Origin of the sequence: Streptococcus cristatus, from assembly GCF_003944225.1 — a bacterium.
GTDB classification, from domain to species: Bacteria; Bacillota; Bacilli; order Lactobacillales; family Streptococcaceae; genus Streptococcus; species Streptococcus cristatus_K.
This window is the reverse complement of record NZ_RJPN01000003.1, coordinates 107,658-127,123: the sequence shown is the minus strand read 5'-3', so window position 1 is coordinate 127,123 and position 19,466 is coordinate 107,658. Positions and strand designations below refer to the sequence as shown.

20 protein-coding genes and 1 pseudogene are annotated in these 19,466 nt (G+C 42.0%); 20 read left to right on the top strand and 1 reads right to left on the bottom strand.

Going from position 1 to position 19,466, the window contains the following annotated elements:
* Positions 1–9 precede the first annotated feature (9 nt).
* From leuB to D8797_RS04985, 18 genes and pseudogenes are all read left to right on the top strand, one after another.
* Complete coding sequence (leuB, locus tag D8797_RS05070) at positions 10–1,047, top strand: 3-isopropylmalate dehydrogenase (RefSeq protein WP_125379513.1); 1,038 nt, start codon at positions 10–12, stop codon at positions 1,045–1,047.
* Positions 1,044–1,310 (top strand): DUF1294 domain-containing protein, encoded by a 267-nt coding sequence (locus D8797_RS05065; protein WP_125379512.1) that lies wholly within the window; start codon positions 1,044–1,046, stop codon positions 1,308–1,310. The genes leuB and D8797_RS05065 overlap by 4 nt, the downstream gene beginning before the upstream one ends.
* Before the next feature lies 1 nt (position 1,311).
* Positions 1,312–2,694, top strand: a complete 1,383-nt coding sequence (leuC, locus tag D8797_RS05060) for a 3-isopropylmalate dehydratase large subunit (protein ID WP_125379511.1) — start codon at positions 1,312–1,314, stop codon at positions 2,692–2,694.
* Between the two features lie 9 nt (positions 2,695–2,703).
* Positions 2,704–3,294: a 3-isopropylmalate dehydratase small subunit gene (gene leuD, locus D8797_RS05055; protein WP_125379510.1), complete on the top strand. Its 591-nt coding sequence runs from the start codon at positions 2,704–2,706 to the stop codon at positions 3,292–3,294.
* A gap of 99 nt (positions 3,295–3,393) precedes the next feature.
* Positions 3,394–4,173, top strand: coding sequence for an L-threonylcarbamoyladenylate synthase (locus tag D8797_RS05050; RefSeq protein WP_005590290.1), 780 nt, complete (start codon positions 3,394–3,396; stop codon positions 4,171–4,173).
* A 162-nt stretch (positions 4,174–4,335) separates the two neighbouring features.
* Positions 4,336–5,865, top strand: coding sequence for an AAA family ATPase (locus tag D8797_RS05045; RefSeq protein WP_125379509.1), 1,530 nt, complete (start codon positions 4,336–4,338; stop codon positions 5,863–5,865).
* On the top strand, positions 5,828–7,132 hold the full coding sequence (locus D8797_RS05040) for an McrC family protein (protein ID WP_125379508.1): 1,305 nt from the start codon (positions 5,828–5,830) through the stop codon (positions 7,130–7,132). The genes D8797_RS05045 and D8797_RS05040 overlap by 38 nt, the downstream gene beginning before the upstream one ends.
* A gap of 129 nt (positions 7,133–7,261) precedes the next feature.
* On the top strand, positions 7,262–7,699 hold the full coding sequence (locus D8797_RS05035; protein WP_125379507.1) for a MarR family winged helix-turn-helix transcriptional regulator: 438 nt from the start codon (positions 7,262–7,264) through the stop codon (positions 7,697–7,699).
* A 3-nt stretch (positions 7,700–7,702) separates the two neighbouring features.
* On the top strand, positions 7,703–8,467 hold the full coding sequence (locus D8797_RS05030; protein WP_125379506.1) for a nuclear transport factor 2 family protein: 765 nt from the start codon (positions 7,703–7,705) through the stop codon (positions 8,465–8,467).
* Positions 8,468–8,481: 14 nt separating this feature from the next.
* A complete protein-coding gene (locus D8797_RS05025) occupies positions 8,482–9,444 on the top strand; it encodes a zinc-binding dehydrogenase (RefSeq protein WP_125379505.1) in 963 nt (320 codons plus the stop codon).
* The gene (locus D8797_RS05020; protein ID WP_125379504.1) at positions 9,441–10,169 is read left to right on the top strand and encodes an ABC transporter ATP-binding protein; all 729 of its coding nucleotides are present in this window, start codon (positions 9,441–9,443) and stop codon (positions 10,167–10,169) included. Before D8797_RS05025 ends, D8797_RS05020 begins: the two co-directional genes overlap by 4 nt.
* A complete protein-coding gene (locus tag D8797_RS05015) occupies positions 10,162–11,682 on the top strand; it encodes an ABC transporter permease/substrate-binding protein (RefSeq protein WP_125379503.1) in 1,521 nt (506 codons plus the stop codon). Before D8797_RS05020 ends, D8797_RS05015 begins: the two co-directional genes overlap by 8 nt.
* Positions 11,683–11,819: 137 nt before the next feature.
* Positions 11,820–12,137 carry a TfoX/Sxy family protein gene (locus tag D8797_RS05010; protein ID WP_125379502.1) on the top strand — a complete coding sequence of 106 codons (318 nt, stop codon included), beginning with the start codon at positions 11,820–11,822 and terminating at the stop codon, positions 12,135–12,137.
* Positions 12,138–12,206: 69 nt separating this feature from the next.
* The gene (locus tag D8797_RS05005) at positions 12,207–12,872 is read left to right on the top strand and encodes a SatD family protein (RefSeq protein ID WP_125379501.1); all 666 of its coding nucleotides are present in this window, start codon (positions 12,207–12,209) and stop codon (positions 12,870–12,872) included.
* Positions 12,869–13,606, top strand: a pseudogene (locus tag D8797_RS05000) (DUF3307 domain-containing protein). Before D8797_RS05005 ends, D8797_RS05000 begins: the two are co-directional and overlap by 4 nt.
* Positions 13,607–13,680: 74 nt before the next feature.
* On the top strand, positions 13,681–14,262 hold the full coding sequence (locus D8797_RS04995) for a GrpB family protein (protein WP_125379500.1): 582 nt from the start codon (positions 13,681–13,683) through the stop codon (positions 14,260–14,262).
* Positions 14,263–14,443: 181 nt separating this feature from the next.
* The gene (locus tag D8797_RS04990) at positions 14,444–15,295 is read left to right on the top strand and encodes an alpha/beta hydrolase (RefSeq protein WP_125379499.1); all 852 of its coding nucleotides are present in this window, start codon (positions 14,444–14,446) and stop codon (positions 15,293–15,295) included.
* Between the two features lie 169 nt (positions 15,296–15,464).
* Complete coding sequence (locus tag D8797_RS04985) at positions 15,465–16,445, top strand: DUF1002 domain-containing protein (protein WP_048763876.1); 981 nt, start codon at positions 15,465–15,467, stop codon at positions 16,443–16,445.
* A gap of 61 nt (positions 16,446–16,506) precedes the next feature.
* Here the strand turns inward: D8797_RS04985 and guaA are convergent, their stop codons facing one another.
* Entirely contained in the window at positions 16,507–18,066 is a 1,560-nt protein-coding gene (gene guaA, locus D8797_RS04980) for a glutamine-hydrolyzing GMP synthase (RefSeq protein WP_125379498.1), read from the bottom strand.
* A 243-nt stretch (positions 18,067–18,309) separates the two neighbouring features.
* On the opposite strand from guaA, the gene D8797_RS04975 reads away from it, so the two are divergent.
* Both D8797_RS04975 and D8797_RS04970 read left to right on the top strand, forming a co-directional pair.
* Positions 18,310–19,008: a GntR family transcriptional regulator gene (locus tag D8797_RS04975; protein ID WP_061422862.1), complete on the top strand. Its 699-nt coding sequence runs from the start codon at positions 18,310–18,312 to the stop codon at positions 19,006–19,008.
* A 119-nt stretch (positions 19,009–19,127) separates the two neighbouring features.
* Complete coding sequence (locus D8797_RS04970; protein WP_005590307.1) at positions 19,128–19,460, top strand: putative DNA-binding protein; 333 nt, start codon at positions 19,128–19,130, stop codon at positions 19,458–19,460.
* Positions 19,461–19,466 lie beyond the last annotated feature (6 nt).

The following is a 19,466-nucleotide window of genomic DNA, read 5'->3' as shown; positions in this document are numbered from 1 at the left end:
GAAGCGACTATGACAAAAGAAATTGTAGCTCTGGCGGGTGACGGGATCGGCCCAGAAATCATGGAGGCTGGTCTCCAAGTGCTGGCTGCTGTTGCGGACAAGTTTGGCTTTATTTATCATGTCACGGAGAAAGCTTTTGGGGGTGCTGGTATTGATGCGGAAGGTCATCCTCTGCCTCAGTCAACTCTAGAAGCGACCAAGGAGGCAGATGCTATTCTTCTAGCAGCTATCGGCAGTCCCCAGTATGATAATGCTCCAGTTCGGCCGGAGCAAGGATTGCTCGCTCTGCGCAGGGAGCTTGAACTTTATGCCAATATCCGCCCAGTTAAGATTTTTGATGCTCTGAAGCATTTGTCGCCTTTGAAAGCAGAGCGAATTGCTGGCGTGGACTTCGTGGTCGTGCGTGAGCTGACTGGTGGGATTTACTTTGGTGAGCATATTTTGGAGGACAGAACCGCGCGTGATATCAACGACTATAGCTATGAAGAGGTGGAGCGAATTGTCCGTAAGGCATTTGACATTGCGCGTGGTCGCAGAAAGCTTGTGACCAGTATTGACAAGCAAAATGTGCTAGCGACATCCAAACTCTGGCGCAGAGTAGCAGATGAGGTGGCCAAGGATTATCCAGATGTGACCTTGGAGCACCAACTGGTGGATAGCGCTGCGATGCTCATGATTACCAATCCTGCTAAGTTTGATGTTGTTGTAACGGAAAATCTCTTTGGTGATATTCTCTCAGACGAGTCCAGTGTCTTGTCAGGGACGCTGGGAGTTATGCCATCGGCCAGTCATTCGGCTGCAGGACCCAGTCTTTACGAGCCTATCCATGGTTCAGCTCCTGATATTGCAGGGCAAGGTATTGCCAACCCTATCAGTATGATCCTTTCTGTAGCCATGATGCTGCGGGATAGTTTTGCAGAATTTGAAGCTGCAGAAGCGATTGAAGCAGCAGTGGAGAAGACTTTGGCTCAGGGGATTTTAACCCGAGATCTGGGTGGTCAGGCAGGGACAGCTCAAATGACGGAGGCCATTATCAATAACTTATGAAATGGATATTAACAGGTATTTGCTTGCTATGGAACCTTATCGTTTTCCTGCTTTATGGCTGGGATAAGCGAAAGGCTAAGAAAAATCACTACCGCATTCCAGAGAGGACCTTGCTCTTGTCAGCTTTGGCAGCCGGAGGTTTGGGCGCTTTATTAGGCGGTCGCTTCTTTCATCACAAGACCAGAAAATGGTATTTCTGGTTGGCTTGGATTTGCGGAATAATAGTGGAAATTGGAATTTTGTATTACATATGGAGAAGCTAGTATGGCTGGAAAATCAATTTTTGATAAGATTTGGGAAAGACATGTGATAACAGGCCAAGAAGGTCAACCCCAGCTTATGTATGTGGATCAGCATTATATTCATGAAGTAACCAGCCCTCAGGCTTTTCAAGGCCTTCGAGATGCGGGTCGCAAGGTTAGACGACCAGACTTAACTTTTGGAACTTTTGACCATAATGTTCCTACGGTCAATATCTATGATATTCGGGATGTGATTTCCAAGGCTCAGATTGATAAACTTTCTGAGAATGTCAAGGATTTTGGCATCGAGCATGCGGCTCATGGATCAGAGTTGCAAGGTATTGTCCACATGGTTGGACCGGAAACAGGCAAGACTCAGCCAGGCAAATTCATTGTCTGCGGTGATAGTCACACAGCCACTCACGGAGCCTTTGGAGCTATTGCTTTTGGAATTGGTACTTCGGAGGTAGAGCACGTTTTTGCCACGCAGACCATTTGGCAGGTCAAGCCTAAGAAAATGTTGGTCAAATTTACTGGAGTGCCACCTAAAGGTGTTTATTCCAAGGACTTCATCCTTGCACTGATTGCCAAATACGGTGTAGCTGCGGGTGTTGGCTATGTGGTCGAGTATGCCGGTGATGCCATTGAGCATTTGACCATGGAAGAGCGCATGACTATCTGCAATATGTCCATAGAGTTTGGCTCTAAGATGGGCATTATGAACCCCGATCAGAAGACCTATGATTACGTTAAAGGGCGGCCGGGTGCTCCCAAGGACTTTGAGGCAGCAGTAGCTGATTGGAAGACACTAGTCAGTGATCCTGATGCTGTCTATGATAAGATCATTGAGATGGATGTCTCCCAGCTGGCACCTATGGTGACTTGGGGGACCAATCCTTCTATGGGAGTGGAGTTCGGCGCGGTTTTCCCAGAAATCCGCGACATGAACGACGAGCGTGCCTACAATTACATGGACCTCTCTCCGGGTAAGAAAGCAGAAGATATTGACCTAGGTTATATCTTTATCGGCTCCTGTACCAATGCCAGACTCAGCGATTTGCAGCTGGCAGCTAAGTTTGTCGCTGGCAAGCATATTGCTCCCAATCTGACTGCTATCGTCGTACCAGGCTCTCGTCCGGTCAAGCGGGCTGCTGAAAAGCTGGGACTGGATAAAATTTTCATGGATGCAGGCTTTGAATGGCGCGATCCGGGCTGTTCCATGTGCCTAGGAATGAATCCAGATAAGGTGCCAGACGGAGTCCACTGTGCTTCTACTAGTAATCGGAACTTTGAGGATCGTCAGGGATTTGGTGCTAAGACTCATCTTTGCAGTCCAGCCATGGCAGCCGCGGCAGCCATTGCCGGGCACTTCGTAGACGTCCGCCAACTACCGGAGGTCCAGTAAGGAAGGTTTATGGAAAAATTTACAATCTACACAGGGACAACAGTCCCCCTCATGAACGATAATATTGATACGGACCAAATTTTACCCAAGCAGTTCCTCAAGTTGATTGATAAAAAGGGCTTTGGTAAGTACCTCATGTACGCTTGGCGCTACCTGGACAATCGATATACTGAAGATCCTGATTTCGTCTTTAATAGACCGGAGTACCGTAAGGCGACTATTCTGATCACAGGGGACAATTTCGGAGCGGGTTCCTCTCGGGAGCACGCTGCCTGGGCCTTGGCTGACTATGGCTTCAAAGTAGTTATTGCCGGATCTTTCGGGGATATTCACTACAATAACGAGCTCAATAACGGTATGCTACCAATTGTCCAGCCGCTAGAAGTGCGGCAAGCCTTGGCTAATCTGAAGCCGACGGATCAAGTGACGGTGGATTTGGAGCAGCAGAAGATTTTTTCACCAGTGGGAGAATTCTCCTTTGACATTGATGGAGAATGGAAGCACAAGCTCCTAAACGGTTTGGATGATATCGGCATTACGCTTCAGTATGAGGATTTGATTACAGAATATGAAAAAAATCGTCCATCTTATTGGCAGTAACCTTATTTTTGCTATATTGAGAAAATTCTGAAAAAATCTTGTCTCCGATAAAAATATATGGTAAAATAAATCTTAATTTAATAGAAAAGGAAGAAACTTATGACAAAACACATTCAATGGAACGGAACTCTTTCACAAGAAGGCTATGACATCCTGAAAGGCGATGGCGGCTGTATCGTTTGCCCGACCAAGGTGGGTTACATCATTATGACTAGTGATAAGGCAGGTTTGGAGCGTAAGTTCGAAGCAAAGGCCCGTAACCGTAATAAGCCAGGTGTTGTCCTCTGTGGCAGTATGGATGAGCTTCGTGCTTTAGCGCAGCTAAATCCGGAAATTGAAGCTTTTTATCAAAAGCATTGGGATGAAGATATCCTCTTGGGTTGTATCCTTCCATGGAAGCCAGAAGCTTTTGAAAAGCTCAAAGCCTATGGTGACGGTCGGGAAGAGCTGATGACAGATGTTCGTGGTACTAGCTGTTTTGTTATTAAGTTTGGTAAGGCTGGCGAGCAGCTGGCAGCTAAGCTTTGGGAAGAAGGCAAGATGGTTTATGCTTCCTCAGCCAACCCATCCGGTAAAGGAAACCGCGGCAAGGTAGAAGGAATTGGAGAGCGCATCGAAAATGCTGTTGACTTAGTCATTGAAGCAGATGACTATGTAGCCTCTATCCAGCCTGATAAGACCATTGAAACTCGCTACGAGCAAGGTGTTATGGTCTCCATGGTGGACAAGGATGGAAAACTAATTCCAGAACAAGGTGGGCAACGTTCCATCTCGCCAGCACCAGTGGTCATCCGCAAAGGCTTGGACATCGACAAAATCATGATGCACCTGTCCGATACTTTCAACTCATGGGATTACCGTCAGGGTGAATATTACTAAGATAAAAAGAAGCTCAGTGTAAGAGGGGGATTTCCTCTTTACACTGAGCTTTTTAGTTTATAATTTCTTTTATTTTTCCTATAATTATGCTATGATATAGAATATATTAATAGTTAAATCCTCTTATGGCTATAACGTTAGAGAAAAGGAAATACGGTCTATATGATGAAAAAAGAAGAGTTTCTAAAAAGAATGAAGAAAGAATTTCCAGATGCTCAAAAGAATGAGACAAAGAGTTATACATCTTTTGAGGTAAAGAACTCAAATGGGAAATTGCAAAATTTTATAGAAATTCATTTTCAAAAAGAAGGAATTAAAATAGGTATCATATCAAAGTGCCTGAATAAATCACAATTATTGAAGTTTGACAAGAAACCAGCTACTCATCGTTGGACACTAGATGCTGAATATGTGATTACTAGTGAAGAAAAATTTAATGAAATTTTACCCTATATAAACAAATCGTATTTATTTATTAAAGGTGAGGGATCTATGGAGATAAAAATGCCAGAAAATATTGATAAATATAAAAATATTTTGCTTTCATCCAAAAATATAATCCTCCGTGGCGCTCCTGGTACAGGTAAAACCCACCTTGCTAAAGAAATTGCCTTAGAGTTAGCAGGAGGCAATGAAGATCAAATCAGCTTTGTACAGTTTCATCCATCTTATGACTATACAGATTTTGTAGAGGGGTTGAGACCAATTCTGGGAAATGATGGGCAGATTAACTTTGGCTTGCAGGACGGCATTTTTAAGAAGTTTTGTCAGAAAGCAAAAGAAGCCCAGAAGATTGGGGGACAAGATAACTTTGAAGAAACTTGGACTAAGCTAACCGATGCTATCAATGAGAAACAGGGGCAATATTTGTTCCCTCGTAGCTCGGTTCCAGCTAGTTTAAATAGTCAAGGGAATGTGAAGTTTGATTCTCCCGTTGCCACCAAAGAAAAAGTCTATCTTTTATATAAGGGTGAGGAGACTAAGTTAAAGTACGAAACTTATCAAAAAATTGTTTTGGATCACATGAAAGAAAGTTATGGCTTATGCGATTATGTATCCCCAACGATTGTCACAGACAAAAAATTCGTCTTCATCATCGATGAAATTAATCGTGGTGGGATTTCTAAGATTTTTGGGGAGCTCTTTTTCTCTATTGATCCGGGCTATCGTGGTAAGGATGGAGAGGTGTCGACCCAATATGCTAATTTGCACGAAAATCATGAGAAGTTTTATATTCCTGAAAATGTCTACATCATAGGAACAATGAATGACATTGACCGGTCCGTGGATACCTTTGACTTTGCCATGCGACGTCGTTTCCGTTTTGTAGAAATCACGGCTGAAAGTCAGCTGGGAATGCTTGATGAACCTCTTGGATATAGAGCTGAAGAAGCGAAAATGCGTCTAAGAAACTTGAATGCTGCCATAGAAAAAGTAGAAGAGCTCAATAGTCATTACCATGTTGGCCCAAGTTATTTCCTTAAGTTGCAGGAAGTAGTCTTTGACTATGAATTGCTCTGGTCCGATTATATTAAGCCGCTCCTAGAAGACTACTTGCGAGGTTCTTATGATGAGGTTGAAACTTTGGAAACTTTAAAAAAGGCATTTGATCAGACAAGCATTGAGCAAACCAATCAATCAATAACTGGTGACAATGAAAGCGATGGAAATGACTATACGGATAACAGATAATCAGCAGCTGATAAAAAAAGAGGATTTTGTTGAAATCTATCCCAAAATTAGTCAGGTACTTTTAGATAGAACTTTAGAAAGTCTTTCTCAAGAGGATAGTATTTTCATTTTTCCAAATGACTTGAAAAATACTTCTGACTTGGACAAGGAACAGAAAATTTTTGAAACTGTAAATCAGAACATTAAGACAGGTAATATGATTGGTTTTCTGGGTTACGGTCAGGAAAGTTTAACGATTTCCTCTCGTTTTTCAAATGCTAATAACAACTATTTTTTACATTATCTCTTACAGAAGGTCCTCAATATCAATCTCACTAATTTGGATGTTGGTTTATCTAGCGAAGATAAACTCTATCAACTATTGGTTTACCTCTTCCCAAAATATCTGCAAGCGGCTTTGAGAAAAGGACTTTATAAGGAATACCAGAGGTTTTTCTATAATGATAGCCATGTAAAGGGAGCGATTGATGTAGGAAATCATCTTAAGAAAAATGTTCCTTTTATGGGAAATATTTCCTACACTACTAGAGAGTTTGCTTATGATAATCCATTGATGCAGCTGATTCGACACAACATTGAGTATATTAAGAATCAGAAAATAATTGGGAGTGGAGTATTTAATGTTAATCGTGAAAATGTAACAGAAATTATTCGTGTGACCCCGTCTTATAAACTAGCTGATCGTGTCAAGATTATCAGGCTGAATCAAACTAAACCTGTCCGTCATGCCTTTTTTCGAGAATATAGAAAATTACAGGAACTCTGTCTGTTGATTCTGAGTAGAGAAAAGCACGGTTTAGGACTTCGAGAGCAAAAAATACACGGTGTTCTCTTTGATGTTGCTTGGCTTTGGGAAGAGTATGTCCAGACATTATTGCCAGAAGGTTTTATCCACCCACGAAATAAAGAAAAGACGGATGGTATTTCTGTATTTAGCAGTCATGTTCGAAAGGTTTATCCGGACTTCTATCATAAAGATTTAAAAATCGTACTAGATGCCAAATATAAAAAGCTAGAATTTACTGAAAAAGGAATCAATCGTGAGGATTTATATCAACTGATTTCCTATGCATACATTTTAAAAGCTAAAACAGCCGGTCTTATTTTCCCAAGCGTGGAGAAGGTTGTTGATAACGACATAGGTAAATTATCAGGTTACGGGGCACTCTTGAAAAAGTGGTCCATTCTTATTCCTCAAGAAGCTGAAAATTATGACCATTTTGTTCAACAGATACATCAATCGGAAACAATAAATTTTAGATTTTAAAGCAGGTTCAACCTGATTTTTCTATGCATATTTTTCAAATTATTTCCAAATCGAATTAAATTCTTGACAAATGTAATATCTGATGTTACAATAAAAAACAATTCGATATAGAAATAAATTAGAGGAAGTATGAAAGACAGTCATTTGGTAGCCTATCATATTCGTTTGTTGAATGGGCGGATTTTTCAAAAGTTACTGGGCCAGGAGCCTGAAGCCCTTTATCGAAGTGAACAGGGCAAGATTCTCACAGTTTTATGGAATAGTGAAACGGGCTGCGTGACGGCGACAGACATTGCGCTGGCGACGGGTCTTGCCAATAATACTCTGACGACTATGCTGAAAAAGTTGGAAGAGCAGGATTTGGTGACCTTTAGTCAGTGTGGTTTAGACAAGCGAAAAAAATATGTTAAATTGACGGATCAGGGTTGGTCACAGAAAGAAGTTGGCCATCGTGTCAGTCAAAAACTGGATGAGATTTTTTATAAAGGCTTCTCTGAGGAAGAAATTCGTCAGTTTGAAAGTTATCAGGAACGCATCTTAGCAAATTTAAAAGAAAAAGAAGCTTAAATCATGTCAAAACAAGTTGAAAATGCACAAAATTTATACATCCATGCCATTCAAGATGGACGCGTTGCCGAGGCTCAAGCCCAATCTGTAGGAGATACTTACATTCAGCACTCGACAGGTGTGCCAGATGGGAAAGAAGGGTTTGCGGCTTTTTTTGCAAATTTCTTTGAGCGTTATCCCGAGCGTGAGATGAAGATTGTTCGCACCATTGAAGACGGCAATCTAGTCTTCGTCCATGTTCACCAATATCTCAATGGCGGGGAAGCTCAATGGGTGACGACGGATACTTTCCGTTCTGATGAGAATGGTCGCATCGTGGAGCATTGGGATGTGATTGACTACTATCGCGCTCCAGAAAATGGACAGTTAGATCAGATCTTTGGAGATTTTGAAGTCACGGATTTGGACAAGACAGTAGCAAATAAAAAAACCGTTCGTCGTTTCTTGACAGAAATCTTTCAAAACGGCGAACTAGAGCAGTGGAATGATTATGTGGCAGAAGATTTGATTCAGCATAATCATGAGATTGGACAAGGAAGTCAGGCTTATAAAGACTATGTAGCTGAGCACGGGGTTACTTTTGACTTTGTTTTCCAACTTTTGGGACAAGGAAACTATGTGGTCAGCTATGGGCAGACTCAGATTGATGGCGTTGCCTATGCCCAGTATGACATCTTCCGTTTGGAGAATGGCTTGATTGTGGAGCATTGGGACAATAAAGAAGTCATGCCTAAGGTAGAAGACCTGACCAACCGAGGGAAGTTTTAAAAGGAGGTACTAAGATGAAAGCTGTGCTTGTTAAGGAAGCCGGAGGACCAGAAGTTCTGCAGGTTGTGGAAGTTCCAAAACCGACTGTTAAAGAAGGTTGGACCTTGGTCAAGGTACAAGGATTTGGAATCAACCATAGCGAGATTTTTACTCGTCAAGGACTATCGCCCTCCGTTCAATTTCCACGGATTTTAGGGATTGAATGTGTAGGACTTGTAGAGGAGACACATCGTCCTGATTTGCAGGTCGGGCAGCAAGTCATCTCCATCATGGGAGAAATGGGGCGTGCTTTTGATGGTGGTTATGCTGAGTATGTTTTGCTACCTGATGAACAGGTTTATCCTGTGAGGACAGAGCTTGCTTTGGAAAGTTTAATCGCACTGCCTGAAACCTACTACACGGCATTTGGCTCTTATCTCAATCTCAAGATTGAGGAGGGAGACAGAGTTCTGGTTCGAGCAGCGACTAGTGGTGTTGGGATTGCTTTTGCAAAGCTTCTCAAAGGGCAATTTCCAAATGTCTATCTAGCGGGAAGTAGCCGTAGTCTGGGCAAGGAAGAGCAACTAAAAGAGGCAGGATTTGACCAGGTGATTTTGGATAAGGATGGCGTTTTGCAAACGGAAGAGCAGTTTGATAAGGTCCTAGATCTTGTCGGTTCGAGTGCTATTCTCGATACATTTGCTCGTACGGCAGATGGTGGTATGATCTGCTCTTGTGGCTTGCTGGGCGGTCAGTGGACTATTCCAGACTTTGACCCTATTGAAATGCTTTACCGCAATCTCTACTTAACAACCTTTGCTTCTGGCAATGTGTCTCAAGACAAGCTACAAGCTTTGGTGGACTTTGTGGAGCGTTATCAGATAGATGTGCGACCTGAGAAAGTATTTTCTATTGAGCAAATCCAGGACGCTCATGCTTATCTGGAAAGTAGCCAGTCTTTTGGCAAGGTTATCGTAATAAATAAGGAGAAGAAATGATTGAATACAAAAATGTAGCGCTACGCTATACTGAAAAGGATGTCTTGAGAGATGTCAACTTACGGATTGAGGATGGTGAATTCATGGTTTTAGTTGGGCCTTCTGGGTCCGGTAAGACAACCATGCTCAAGATGATCAACCGTCTTTTGGAACCAACTGATGGAAATATCTATATGGATGATAAGCGGATTAAGGATTATGATGAGCGTGAGCTACGTCTTTCTACTGGCTATGTCTTACAAGCAATTGCCCTCTTTCCAAACCTAACGGTGGCTGAAAATATTGCTCTCATTCCTGAGATGAAGGGGTGGAGCAAGGAAGAAATTGCTAAGAAAACAGAAGAGCTCTTGGCAAAAGTTGGCTTGCCAGTAGCTGACTATGGTCATCGACTGCCGAGTGAGCTGTCAGGTGGGGAACAGCAGCGTGTTGGTATTGTCCGCGCCATGATTGGTCAGCCCAAGATACTTCTCATGGACGAGCCTTTTTCAGCGCTGGATGCTATTTCCAGAAAACAATTGCAGACGTTGATCAAGCAACTGCATAATGAGTTTGGGATGACGACCATTTTTGTCACTCACGATACGGACGAAGCTTTGAAATTAGGTGATCGGATTGCTATTTTGCAGGACGGGGAGATTCGTCAAGTGGCGACACCTGAGGAAATCTTATCTGCACCTGCGACTAACTTCGTAGCAGATTTATTTGGAGGTGTTCAACATGGCTAATTTGTTTTCTACCTTCCAGGAGCGCTTTGGCGAATGGTTGGCAGCCTTAGGGCAACACCTCCAGCTGTCTCTTCTGACCTTACTAGTGGCCATCTTCCTGACCATTCCGCTCGCTATCTATCTTCATAGTCACAAAAAAGCAGCCAATTGGGTGCTGCAAATTGCGGGAATCTTTCAAACCATTCCTTCAATGGCCTTGCTGGGACTCTTTATCCCCCTCATGGGGATTGGTACACTGCCGGCACTGACTGCTCTGGTGATTTACGCTATTTTCCCGATTTTAGAAAATACTGTCACAGCTTTGAATGGGATTGATCCTAGTTTAGAAGAAGCTGGAATCGCCTTTGGGATGACCAAGTGGGAGCGACTCAAAAAGTTTGAACTGCCTCTAGCTATGCCCGTCATCGTTTCTGGAATTCGGACGGCAACGGTTATGATTATCGGAACAGCAACTCTAGCAGCCCTCGTCGGAGCTGGTGGACTAGGTTCTTTTATCCTTCTAGGAATTGACCGCCGCAATGCCAGTCTGATCTTGATTGGAGCAATTTCCTCCGCAGTTTTAGCAATTCTTTTCAACAGTCTCCTTAAATGGATGGAAAAGGCCAAGCTTCGGACTGTATTTACAGCTTTTGCTGTCTTAATCCTCGGACTAGGCGCTTCTTATACACCGAGTCTAATTCCCAAGCAGGAGAAGGATCATCTGGTTATTGCTGGGAAATTAGGTCCAGAGCCAGAAATTCTCATGAATATGTATAAACTTCTCATCGAGGAAAATACGGATATGACTGTGACAGTCAAACCGAACTTTGGTAAGACAGACTTCCTTTATCAAGCCCTGAAAAAAGGCGATATTGATATCTATCCTGAGTTTACCGGTACGATTACTGGAACTCTCTTGCAACCTGCTCCAAAGGTCAGCAATGATGCTGAAGAAGTTTTTGAAGCAGCACGTGATGGAATCAAAAAACAGGACAATCTAGTCTTGCTCAATCACATGGCTTATCAAAATACTTATGCCATTGCTGTACCTAAGAGTGTTGCAAAAGAATACAATCTTAAAACCATCTCTGATCTTAAAGCAGTCCAAGACAAGCTCAAGGCAGGGTTTACCTTGGAATTTAACGACCGTGAAGATGGAAACAAGGGACTTCAATCTGTCTATGGACTGAATCTCAATGTGTCAACCATGGAGCCAGCTCTTCGCTATGATGCGATTAAATCAGGCGATATTCAGATTATGGAAGTCTATTCAACTGACCCTGAAATTGAGCGCTATCAACTTCAGATTTTAGAAGACGATAAACATCTTTTCCCTCCTTATCAAGGAGCGCCTCTCATGAAGGCTGAACTGCTAGAAAAACACCCTGAGTTGGAAGGTATTCTCAATAAGCTGGCTGGTAAAATTACAGAAAGCCAGATGAGCCAGATGAATTATCAAGTCGGCATTGAAGGCAAAAAAGCGGAAGCTGTCGCGCGTGATTATCTGGTCAAGGAAGGACTTTTAAAAAAATAAGAAGTAAAAGAGTTAGACTTGTTAGGTCTAGCTTTTTTGCTTACCCGAGGATAGACAGACTACGGATTGAAGAAGATACATCAGCAATCTTCATCCGTTTTTGGTATAATAAAGTATCAATTCATGGAGGTGTTCCGATGGCATCTAGTCAAGAATATTTGGATTTTATCCTGAAGCAGCTGCAAGGCTTAGGTCAAGAAATCAGTTTTCGCAAGATGATGGGGGAATATTTGCTCTATTATCGAGGTCGCTTATTTGGCGGGATTTATGACAATCGCTTGCTGCTCAAGCCAGTCCAGCCTGCTCTGACTCTCTTAGAGAATCCAGTCTATGAACTCCCTTATCCAGGTGCAAAGCCAATGCTTCATATAGAAGAAGTAGAAGATGCTTCCTTTCTCTGCAATCTAATTGAAGCTGTCTATCCTGCCTTACTAGCACCTAAAAAGAAAAAATAGTCGAGCTATTATAATGAATATTTTTTAAAATTTTCCGTTATAATAGACTTAAAGGAGGTTTGATCAGGTATGCTTTATATTGCTCTTATTGGAGATTTGATCGAATCCAAACAGCTAAAAAACCGCAAGCAGGCGCAGCAAGACCTGCAGAAATTGATGGCAGTCTTGAACCAGGATTATCAGACTTACCTAGTATCGCCCTTTACCATTACGACAGGAGATGAGTTTCAAGCTTTGTTGCGCCCTAATCCTGAAGTCATGCAGCTCCTTGATCAGATTGCCTTGGGCTTTCCTCACCCGATTCGCTTTGGTCTTGGTCTGGGTGAGATTGTGACGGATATCAATTGCGAGCAAAGTATTGGCTCGGACGGTCCAGCCTACTGGAGGGCACGCGCAGCTATTAACGCAGTCCACGAAAAAAATGATTATGGCAGCAGCCGTATAGCTGTATTCTTGGGAGATGAAGAACTCAGTCAGGCGGTCAATACGGTGCTGGCGGCTACGTCCTTTATCCAGAGTAAGTGGAATGCTAGCCAGAGAGAGGTGCTGGAGCGGATGCTCATAGAATACATCTATGACGAGAATTTTTCTCACGGGGAAATAGCAGAGCTGCTGCAAATTAGTCCCAGTGCGCTTAGTAAGCGGCTCAAGTCGTCTGGTTTGAAGATTTATCTGAGAAATCGCCGTTTAGCTATGAGAATGATTCTACAGGCAGCAAAGGAGGCTGAACAATGACAAATTTTATGGGATTTTCAAAATTTTTCATGCAGAATCCGATTCTTGTATTGACTTTGCTGGCCCATGTACTAGCTGATTTTCAGCTTCAAAGTCAGAAAATGGCCGACCTTAAAAGCCGGAGGATGAATTTCTTAATTCTCCATTTGGGAATTGTTCTCTTGCCCTTGTTGCTCTTAGGGCTAGTCCTACCTAAGTATCTGCTATATTTCGTCTTGGTCTGGCTCAGTCATGCGCTTATTGACTTCTTAAAGAATAGGCTGAATTCATTGATTGTCCAGCAGCATGCTCAAAAGTTTGCCTTTATACTGGATCAGATCTTGCATTTAATTAGTATTTTTGCTCTTTATTTTCTCTTAGGGCAGCAGCAAATTCCAGCTCCTAATTGGCTGTCTGAGCGCTACCTCATGCTGCAGGCTCTCTTTTTCTTCGCCCTTACCGGTAAGCCAGTTAATATCCTCTTTAAACTCTTCTTCAGCAAGTATCAGGCAGGAGAAGACAGCGGAGAGACTATCGCAGGAGCTGGTGCCATGATTGGGATTTTGTAGCGTTTAATTATGGGAATTTCCCTTATTTTCGGGCAGTTTACTGCTATTGGGCTAGTTTTTACGGCTAAGTCCATCGCCCGCTATAATAAAATTTCTGAAAGCCAGTCCTTTGCAGAATACTATCTGATCGGTTCACTTTTTAGCATGATCAGCGTTTTACTGACTTATGGCTTGCTTTATTGGTAATAAAAACTGAGGCTGGGATAGGATTCCCAGTCTTTACTCTAATTCTCATTTGATACAAGGTAAGGAGAAGTCACATGGCAAAAGCCCTAGAAGATATGTCTTTAGAAGAATTATGGCAGCTATTCCCGATTTTCTTAGAGGAGCACAATAAGGATTGGGCAGCTTGGTATAAGGAGGAAAGCAGAAGAATAGTAAATTTTTTGCCAGAAAATCAATTGTATAAAATGCATCATATTGGTTCCACATCGATTAAGGGGATATGGGCTAAGCCGATTATTGACATTCTTTTAGAAATTCCTCGAAGTGAAGATATGGGGAGCATCAAGAGAGAATTGCTGGAGCATGGCTACCTGCTTATGTCAGAGTCAGAAGGCCGCATGTCTTTTAACAAGGGCTATACACTGCAAGGTTTTGCTGAACGCGTTTTTCACTTGCATTTGCGCTACTATGGAGACAATGATGAACTCTATTTCCGAGACTATCTGAAAGCTCATCCAGATGTCGCGAAGGACTACGAGGAGTTAAAATTAATCTTATGGAAAAAGTACGAGTACAATCGAGATGCATACACAGAAGCTAAAACTGATTTCATCAGGCAGTACACACAAAAAGCCCAAAAGCTTTATAAGAGAAGGTATGACGATAAAATTGAATAGCATGGTAGTTCTTGGTGCGATGATTATCTGTTCAAGTTAATACGAATAAAAACAAGATAAATACGATTTAATACATATTTACTTCTTAACAATTCTTTTTAAATAGAATGTTGTTTTCTTTAGTTGTTTAAGATTATTATATATGTTATAATACTAATCCATACAAGATAGGAGGTGGAAAATGGAAAAGCGGTCTATCATAGCACTATCATCTTTTCTGTTCATTGCTCTTGTTAGCTTATTTCTAATCTACAATCGGCAAACCAAAGAATTAAATAGTAGTGACTATATTCAGTCAAGGGCTCCGACCTTGTTTTTCCACGGTTATGGCTCAAGTGCTAATGCTGAAAAGCATATGGTGGAGGCAGCCAGACAAGCTGGGGTTACTCAAACAATCGTCACTGCTACAGTTGATAGTCACGCTCAAGTAACTCTTAAAGGAGATATTCCGAAAGATGCTGTTAATCAAATTGTTATGGTTGAGTTCGAGGACAATCGAAATGCCAACTATGCTCAGGATGGAGAGTATGCGGCAGCAGTTATTAGAGAGTTGCAAGCAAGGTATAGCTTTAAAAAGATGAATTTTGTTGCACATTCTATGGGAAATATGTCTATCTTATTTTACCTATTAGAGCACGCTCAAAATGAAGAATTTCCACAACTACAAAAGCAGGTAAATATTGCCAATCATGTCAATGGTTTGGAGGGCATGGATCTTCCGGCTAATTTGACCATTCTAGATTCCAAAACAGGGGAACCTAGCGCCATGAGTGATAGTTATCAAAAACTTCTGGGCTTGCGCGAAATTTATCCGCAAGATCAAGTGGATGTGCTTAATATCTATGGAGATTTTAAAAATCAATCGGATGGTTCCGTCTTAAACGTTTCTTCTCGCAGTCTCAAGTATCTTGTAATTGACAATGCCAAGTCCTATCAGGAAAAACGAGTGACTGGCCCTCTGGCTCAGCATAGCCAGCTGCATGAAAATCCAGAAGTAGATAGATTATTGATTGACTTTCTTTGGGGCAAATAATTTTAAGAAATGCAGGCTATTCTTTGTCTATAAGAAAACTTTAAGCATTTTATACTATTTTGTTCTATAGAAAGTTTTCCTTTCCTAATTTAATGTGACAGCGCAATCCGCTGATTATAATCGAAGCTTCTCTAAAACCTTATTGTTTAGAGATAGATTGAGGAGTAAAATGAAATTTAAGAAAACATTACTAACGGCAGGAGCTTTTCTAGCTACGCTCTTTACCGTATCCACAGTAACTGCTGACACAAACGTTCAAAAAGTCATTGACGAAACCTATGTTCAGCCTGAGTATGTATTAGGCTATTCCTTGGATGATAGTCAAAAAGAGCAAACGCTTCAGCTCTTAGGCTACAATGCATCGAGCGATTCTAAACCTTTGAAAACAATGACACCTGATGTCTATTCAAAAATTATGAATGTGGCAAATGATCCTAGTTTGCAGCTTTATTCTTCTGTTAAGATTAAGAAGTTGGGCAACAAGAAGCCGCTTCAAGTTAAGATTGTCACGCCGCAAAACATCACCAAGGTTACAGAGGATATGTATCGCAATGCGGCAGTCACCTTGGGCGTACAGCATGCAGAAATCACAGTAGCAGCACCGATCCCTGTAACTGGGGAAAGCGCCCTAGCTGGTATTTATTACTCGCTGGAGGAAAATGGAGCAAGCGTTCCCCAGGAAAATAAAGATCTGGCTCAGGAAGAATTATCCGCACTTTCAAATATCAATGCTGAGAACCAGGGCAAGGAAGGTTACGATGCTGATAAGCTGAATGTGGCTCTGACAGATATAAAAACAGCTGTTGCTAATGCTAAAAAGAATAACAGCAACTTGACAGAAGCTGATGTCCGTAAAATCGTTGAAGAAACACTGAAAAACTACGGTCTTAGCAGTTCCGTCACAGCTGACCAAATCAATCTGATTATTAACTTTGCTGTCAATCTTTCAAATAGCGGGGTCATCACAAATTCTGATTTCACAAAGACGCTCACCGACCTGAAAAATAGTATTGTTTCAAAGGCTGGTGACACATTCAATAATATCAACCTTAACTTTGATGCAAACGGACTTCTTGAAGATGGCGGTAATTTCTTTAGCAATATCTGGAATGCAATCGTTAATTTCTTTAAGGGCCTGCTAGGTCAATAAGACTATCTTCAAAAATGTAACTAAAAAACCAGCTAGATTCTAGCTGGTTTTTGCATAGTTCTTATTCCCACTCCACAGTTGCAGGTGGTTTGCTGGTGATATCGTAGACGATGCGGTTAACATGGTCAACTTCATTGACGATACGAACAGAGATTTTTTGCAGAACATCCCAAGGAATCTTGGCAAAGTCAGCCGTCATCCCATCGATAGAAGTAATAGCGCGAATGGCAATTGTGTAGTCATAAGTCCGACCGTCGCCCATTACACCTACTGAACGAACGCCAGTGTTGACAGTGAAGTATTGCCAGATATCGCGGTCAAGACCAGCCTTGGCGATTTCTTCGCGGAGAATAGCGTCTGATTCGCGGACAGTTTCCAATTTTTCTTCTGTGATTTCACCCATGACACGGATAGCAAGACCAGGGCCTGGGAATGGCTGGCGCCAGACAATTTCATCAGGCATGCCAAGCTCTGTACCCAAAGCACGCACTTCATCCTTGTAAAGTGTATTTAGAGGTTCAATCAACTCAAACTGCATATCCTCTGGCAGACCACCAACATTGTGGTGAGACTTGATAGTTTGAGCAGTATCAGTACCAGATTCGATAACGTCGGTATAAAGTGTACCTTGAGCCAAGAATTTCACATCTTTCAGTTTGCTAGCTTCATCGTCAAAGACATAAACAAACTCGTTTCCGATGATTTTACGTTTTTGCTCTGGATCAGATACACCAGCAAGTTTGTCAAGGAAACGCTTCGCTGCGTCCGCTTTAACGATATTCAAACCAAATTTTCCGCCCAGCATCTCCATAACTTGATCAGCTTCGCCTTTACGCAAAAGACCGTGATCTACAAAGATACAGATCAATTGATCGCCGATAGCTTTCTGCAAGAGGACACCTACAACAGAAGAGTCAACACCACCTGATAGGCCGAGCAGAACACGTTTGTCACCAACTGTTTCACGGATCTTTTGAATCTGCATATCAATGAAGTTATCCATAGACCAGTCGCCCTTAGCGCCACAGATATTGAGAGCAAAATTGCGCAGAATATCGTAACCGTACTCAGAATGACGAACCTCAGGGTGGAACTGGATTCCGTAGATTTTCTTGTCAGGATTTTCAATAGATGCAAAAGGACAGTCAGCAGATGTACCAGTGCGGACAAAGTCTGCAGGAATCTCTGTCACCGCATCACCGTGGCTCATCAGGACAAGCTGCTCATCTGGTGTGCCTTCAAAAAGAGGAGAAGTAGTACGTGTTAGTTTGGATTGACCATATTCACGATTGCCGGCATCACCTGCTGGCAATACTTTCCCGCCTAATTTATGAGTCAAAAGCTGCATACCGTAGCAAATCCCTAAAATTGGAATCCCCAACTCAAAGATTTCTGGATCAATATCAAATGAACCTTCTTCATAAACTGAGTTAGGCCCACCTGAAAGGATAATCCCAACAGGACGGATAGCACGGACTTCATCCGCTGTAATCTTATGGCTCTTGAGCTCAGAAAATACACCAATTTCACGGATACGACGTGAAATCAGCTGGTTGTACTGGCTGCCGTAATCAAGCACGATGATTTTTTCAACATCTTGCAATTCAGTTGTAGTTGTCATCTTTTCCCTTTCTTAAAAGAAGTAATCTTTTTCCCCTCATTTTATCACAAAAAACGGATTTTTCCAAGGTAATAGGACTAGCTGCAAGTAAAAATAACTGAAAAGTGAGAGGATTTTTGTCTAAAAAATAATAATAAAATAGGGTTTCCCCACATTGATTGATATTTAGTTTGACTTTTAAACTAATTGATAATACAATAAATGTATAAAAAAGCTGCTTAAAATCAGAAAAGAGGGCTATTGATGTTACCTGCTTATGTGAAAATACATGATCAAATAAAAAAAGATATTGACGAGGGTATTTGGGAGATTGGCGAGCGTTTGCCAAGCGAACGTGATCTTGCTGAAACTTTCGAGGTCAGCAGAATGACCCTGCGCCAAGCTATTACGCTTCTGGTGGAGGAAGGAGTGCTAGAGCGTCGAGTCGGTAGCGGGACTTATGTTGCAAGTACACGCGTTCAGGAAAAGATGCGTGGAACGACTAGTTTTACAGAAATTATGAAGTCTCAAGGGAAAATACCGTCCAGCCAGCTGATTTCCTACCGTCGGACGCTGCCTAGCGAGCGAGAAGTCGAAAAGCTGGGCATTCATAAGACAGAGAACATCATCCGCATGGAACGGGTTCGCTACGCTGACGATATCCCCGTAGTCTATGAGGTCGCCTCGATCCCAGAGAAATTTATAAAAAATTTCAAAAAAGAAGAAGTGACCAGCCATTTCTTTCAAACTTTACAAGAGCACGGCTATAAAATTGGCAAGTCCCAACAGACCATTTACGCCCGTTTGGCCAAGGAGAAAATCGCTAAATACTTGGGAATCCCCCGTGGTCATGCCATTTTAGGCTTGACACAAGTTTCTTATTTTGATGATGGAACGGCCTTTGAGTATGTAAAAAGCCAGTATGTTGGCGAACGCTTTGAATTCTATTTAGAAAACACATAATTACATAACTTAAATTATGTAACGAAAAAACTGTCAACCGGCAGTTTTTTAATAATTCTCCATTTTCAAACCTATCGAAAGAGTGGAGTTTAAAGGGATTATTTGGTATAATATTCTTTATGGAAATTGAAAAAACAAATCGAATGAATGCTCTGTTTGAGTTTTACGCGGCTTTGCTGACTGACAAGCAGATGAACTATATTGAGCTCTACTATGCGGATGACTACAGCCTTGCTGAGATTGCCGAGGAGTTTAATGTGAGCCGCCAAGCTGTCTATGACAATATCAAGCGGACAGAGAAAATTCTGGAAGACTACGAAATGAAACTGCACATGTACTCTGACTATATCGTTAGAAGTCAGATTTTCGATCAGATTATGGAAAAATACCCTGATGATCCCTATTTGCAGGAGCAGCTTGCGGTTTTGTCCAGTATTGATAACCGAGAATAGAGCGGA

Coding starts and splice junctions, on each gene's coding strand:
- D8797_RS04995 (WP_125379500.1), top strand. CDS start 13,681: ATGGCAAAAGCCCTAGAAGATATGTCTTTAGAAGAATTATGGCAGCTA.
- D8797_RS04970 (WP_005590307.1), top strand. CDS start 19,128: ATGGAAATTGAAAAAACAAATCGAATGAATGCTCTGTTTGAGTTTTAC.
- D8797_RS05065 (WP_125379512.1), top strand. CDS start 1,044: ATGAAATGGATATTAACAGGTATTTGCTTGCTATGGAACCTTATCGTT.
- D8797_RS05015 (WP_125379503.1), top strand. CDS start 10,162: ATGGCTAATTTGTTTTCTACCTTCCAGGAGCGCTTTGGCGAATGGTTG.
- D8797_RS05005 (WP_125379501.1), top strand. CDS start 12,207: ATGCTTTATATTGCTCTTATTGGAGATTTGATCGAATCCAAACAGCTA.
- D8797_RS04985 (WP_048763876.1), top strand. CDS start 15,465: ATGAAATTTAAGAAAACATTACTAACGGCAGGAGCTTTTCTAGCTACG.
- D8797_RS05040 (WP_125379508.1), top strand. CDS start 5,828: ATGAAAGCGATGGAAATGACTATACGGATAACAGATAATCAGCAGCTG.
- D8797_RS05025 (WP_125379505.1), top strand. CDS start 8,482: ATGAAAGCTGTGCTTGTTAAGGAAGCCGGAGGACCAGAAGTTCTGCAG.
- guaA (WP_125379498.1), bottom strand. CDS start 18,066: ATGACAACTACAACTGAATTGCAAGATGTTGAAAAAATCATCGTGCTT.
- D8797_RS05010 (WP_125379502.1), top strand. CDS start 11,820: ATGGCATCTAGTCAAGAATATTTGGATTTTATCCTGAAGCAGCTGCAA.
- D8797_RS05020 (WP_125379504.1), top strand. CDS start 9,441: ATGATTGAATACAAAAATGTAGCGCTACGCTATACTGAAAAGGATGTC.
- leuD (WP_125379510.1), top strand. CDS start 2,704: ATGGAAAAATTTACAATCTACACAGGGACAACAGTCCCCCTCATGAAC.
- D8797_RS05050 (WP_005590290.1), top strand. CDS start 3,394: ATGACAAAACACATTCAATGGAACGGAACTCTTTCACAAGAAGGCTAT.
- leuC (WP_125379511.1), top strand. CDS start 1,312: ATGGCTGGAAAATCAATTTTTGATAAGATTTGGGAAAGACATGTGATA.
- D8797_RS05045 (WP_125379509.1), top strand. CDS start 4,336: ATGATGAAAAAAGAAGAGTTTCTAAAAAGAATGAAGAAAGAATTTCCA.
- D8797_RS04990 (WP_125379499.1), top strand. CDS start 14,444: ATGGAAAAGCGGTCTATCATAGCACTATCATCTTTTCTGTTCATTGCT.
- D8797_RS04975 (WP_061422862.1), top strand. CDS start 18,310: ATGTTACCTGCTTATGTGAAAATACATGATCAAATAAAAAAAGATATT.
- leuB (WP_125379513.1), top strand. CDS start 10: ATGACAAAAGAAATTGTAGCTCTGGCGGGTGACGGGATCGGCCCAGAA.
- D8797_RS05035 (WP_125379507.1), top strand. CDS start 7,262: ATGAAAGACAGTCATTTGGTAGCCTATCATATTCGTTTGTTGAATGGG.
- D8797_RS05030 (WP_125379506.1), top strand. CDS start 7,703: ATGTCAAAACAAGTTGAAAATGCACAAAATTTATACATCCATGCCATT.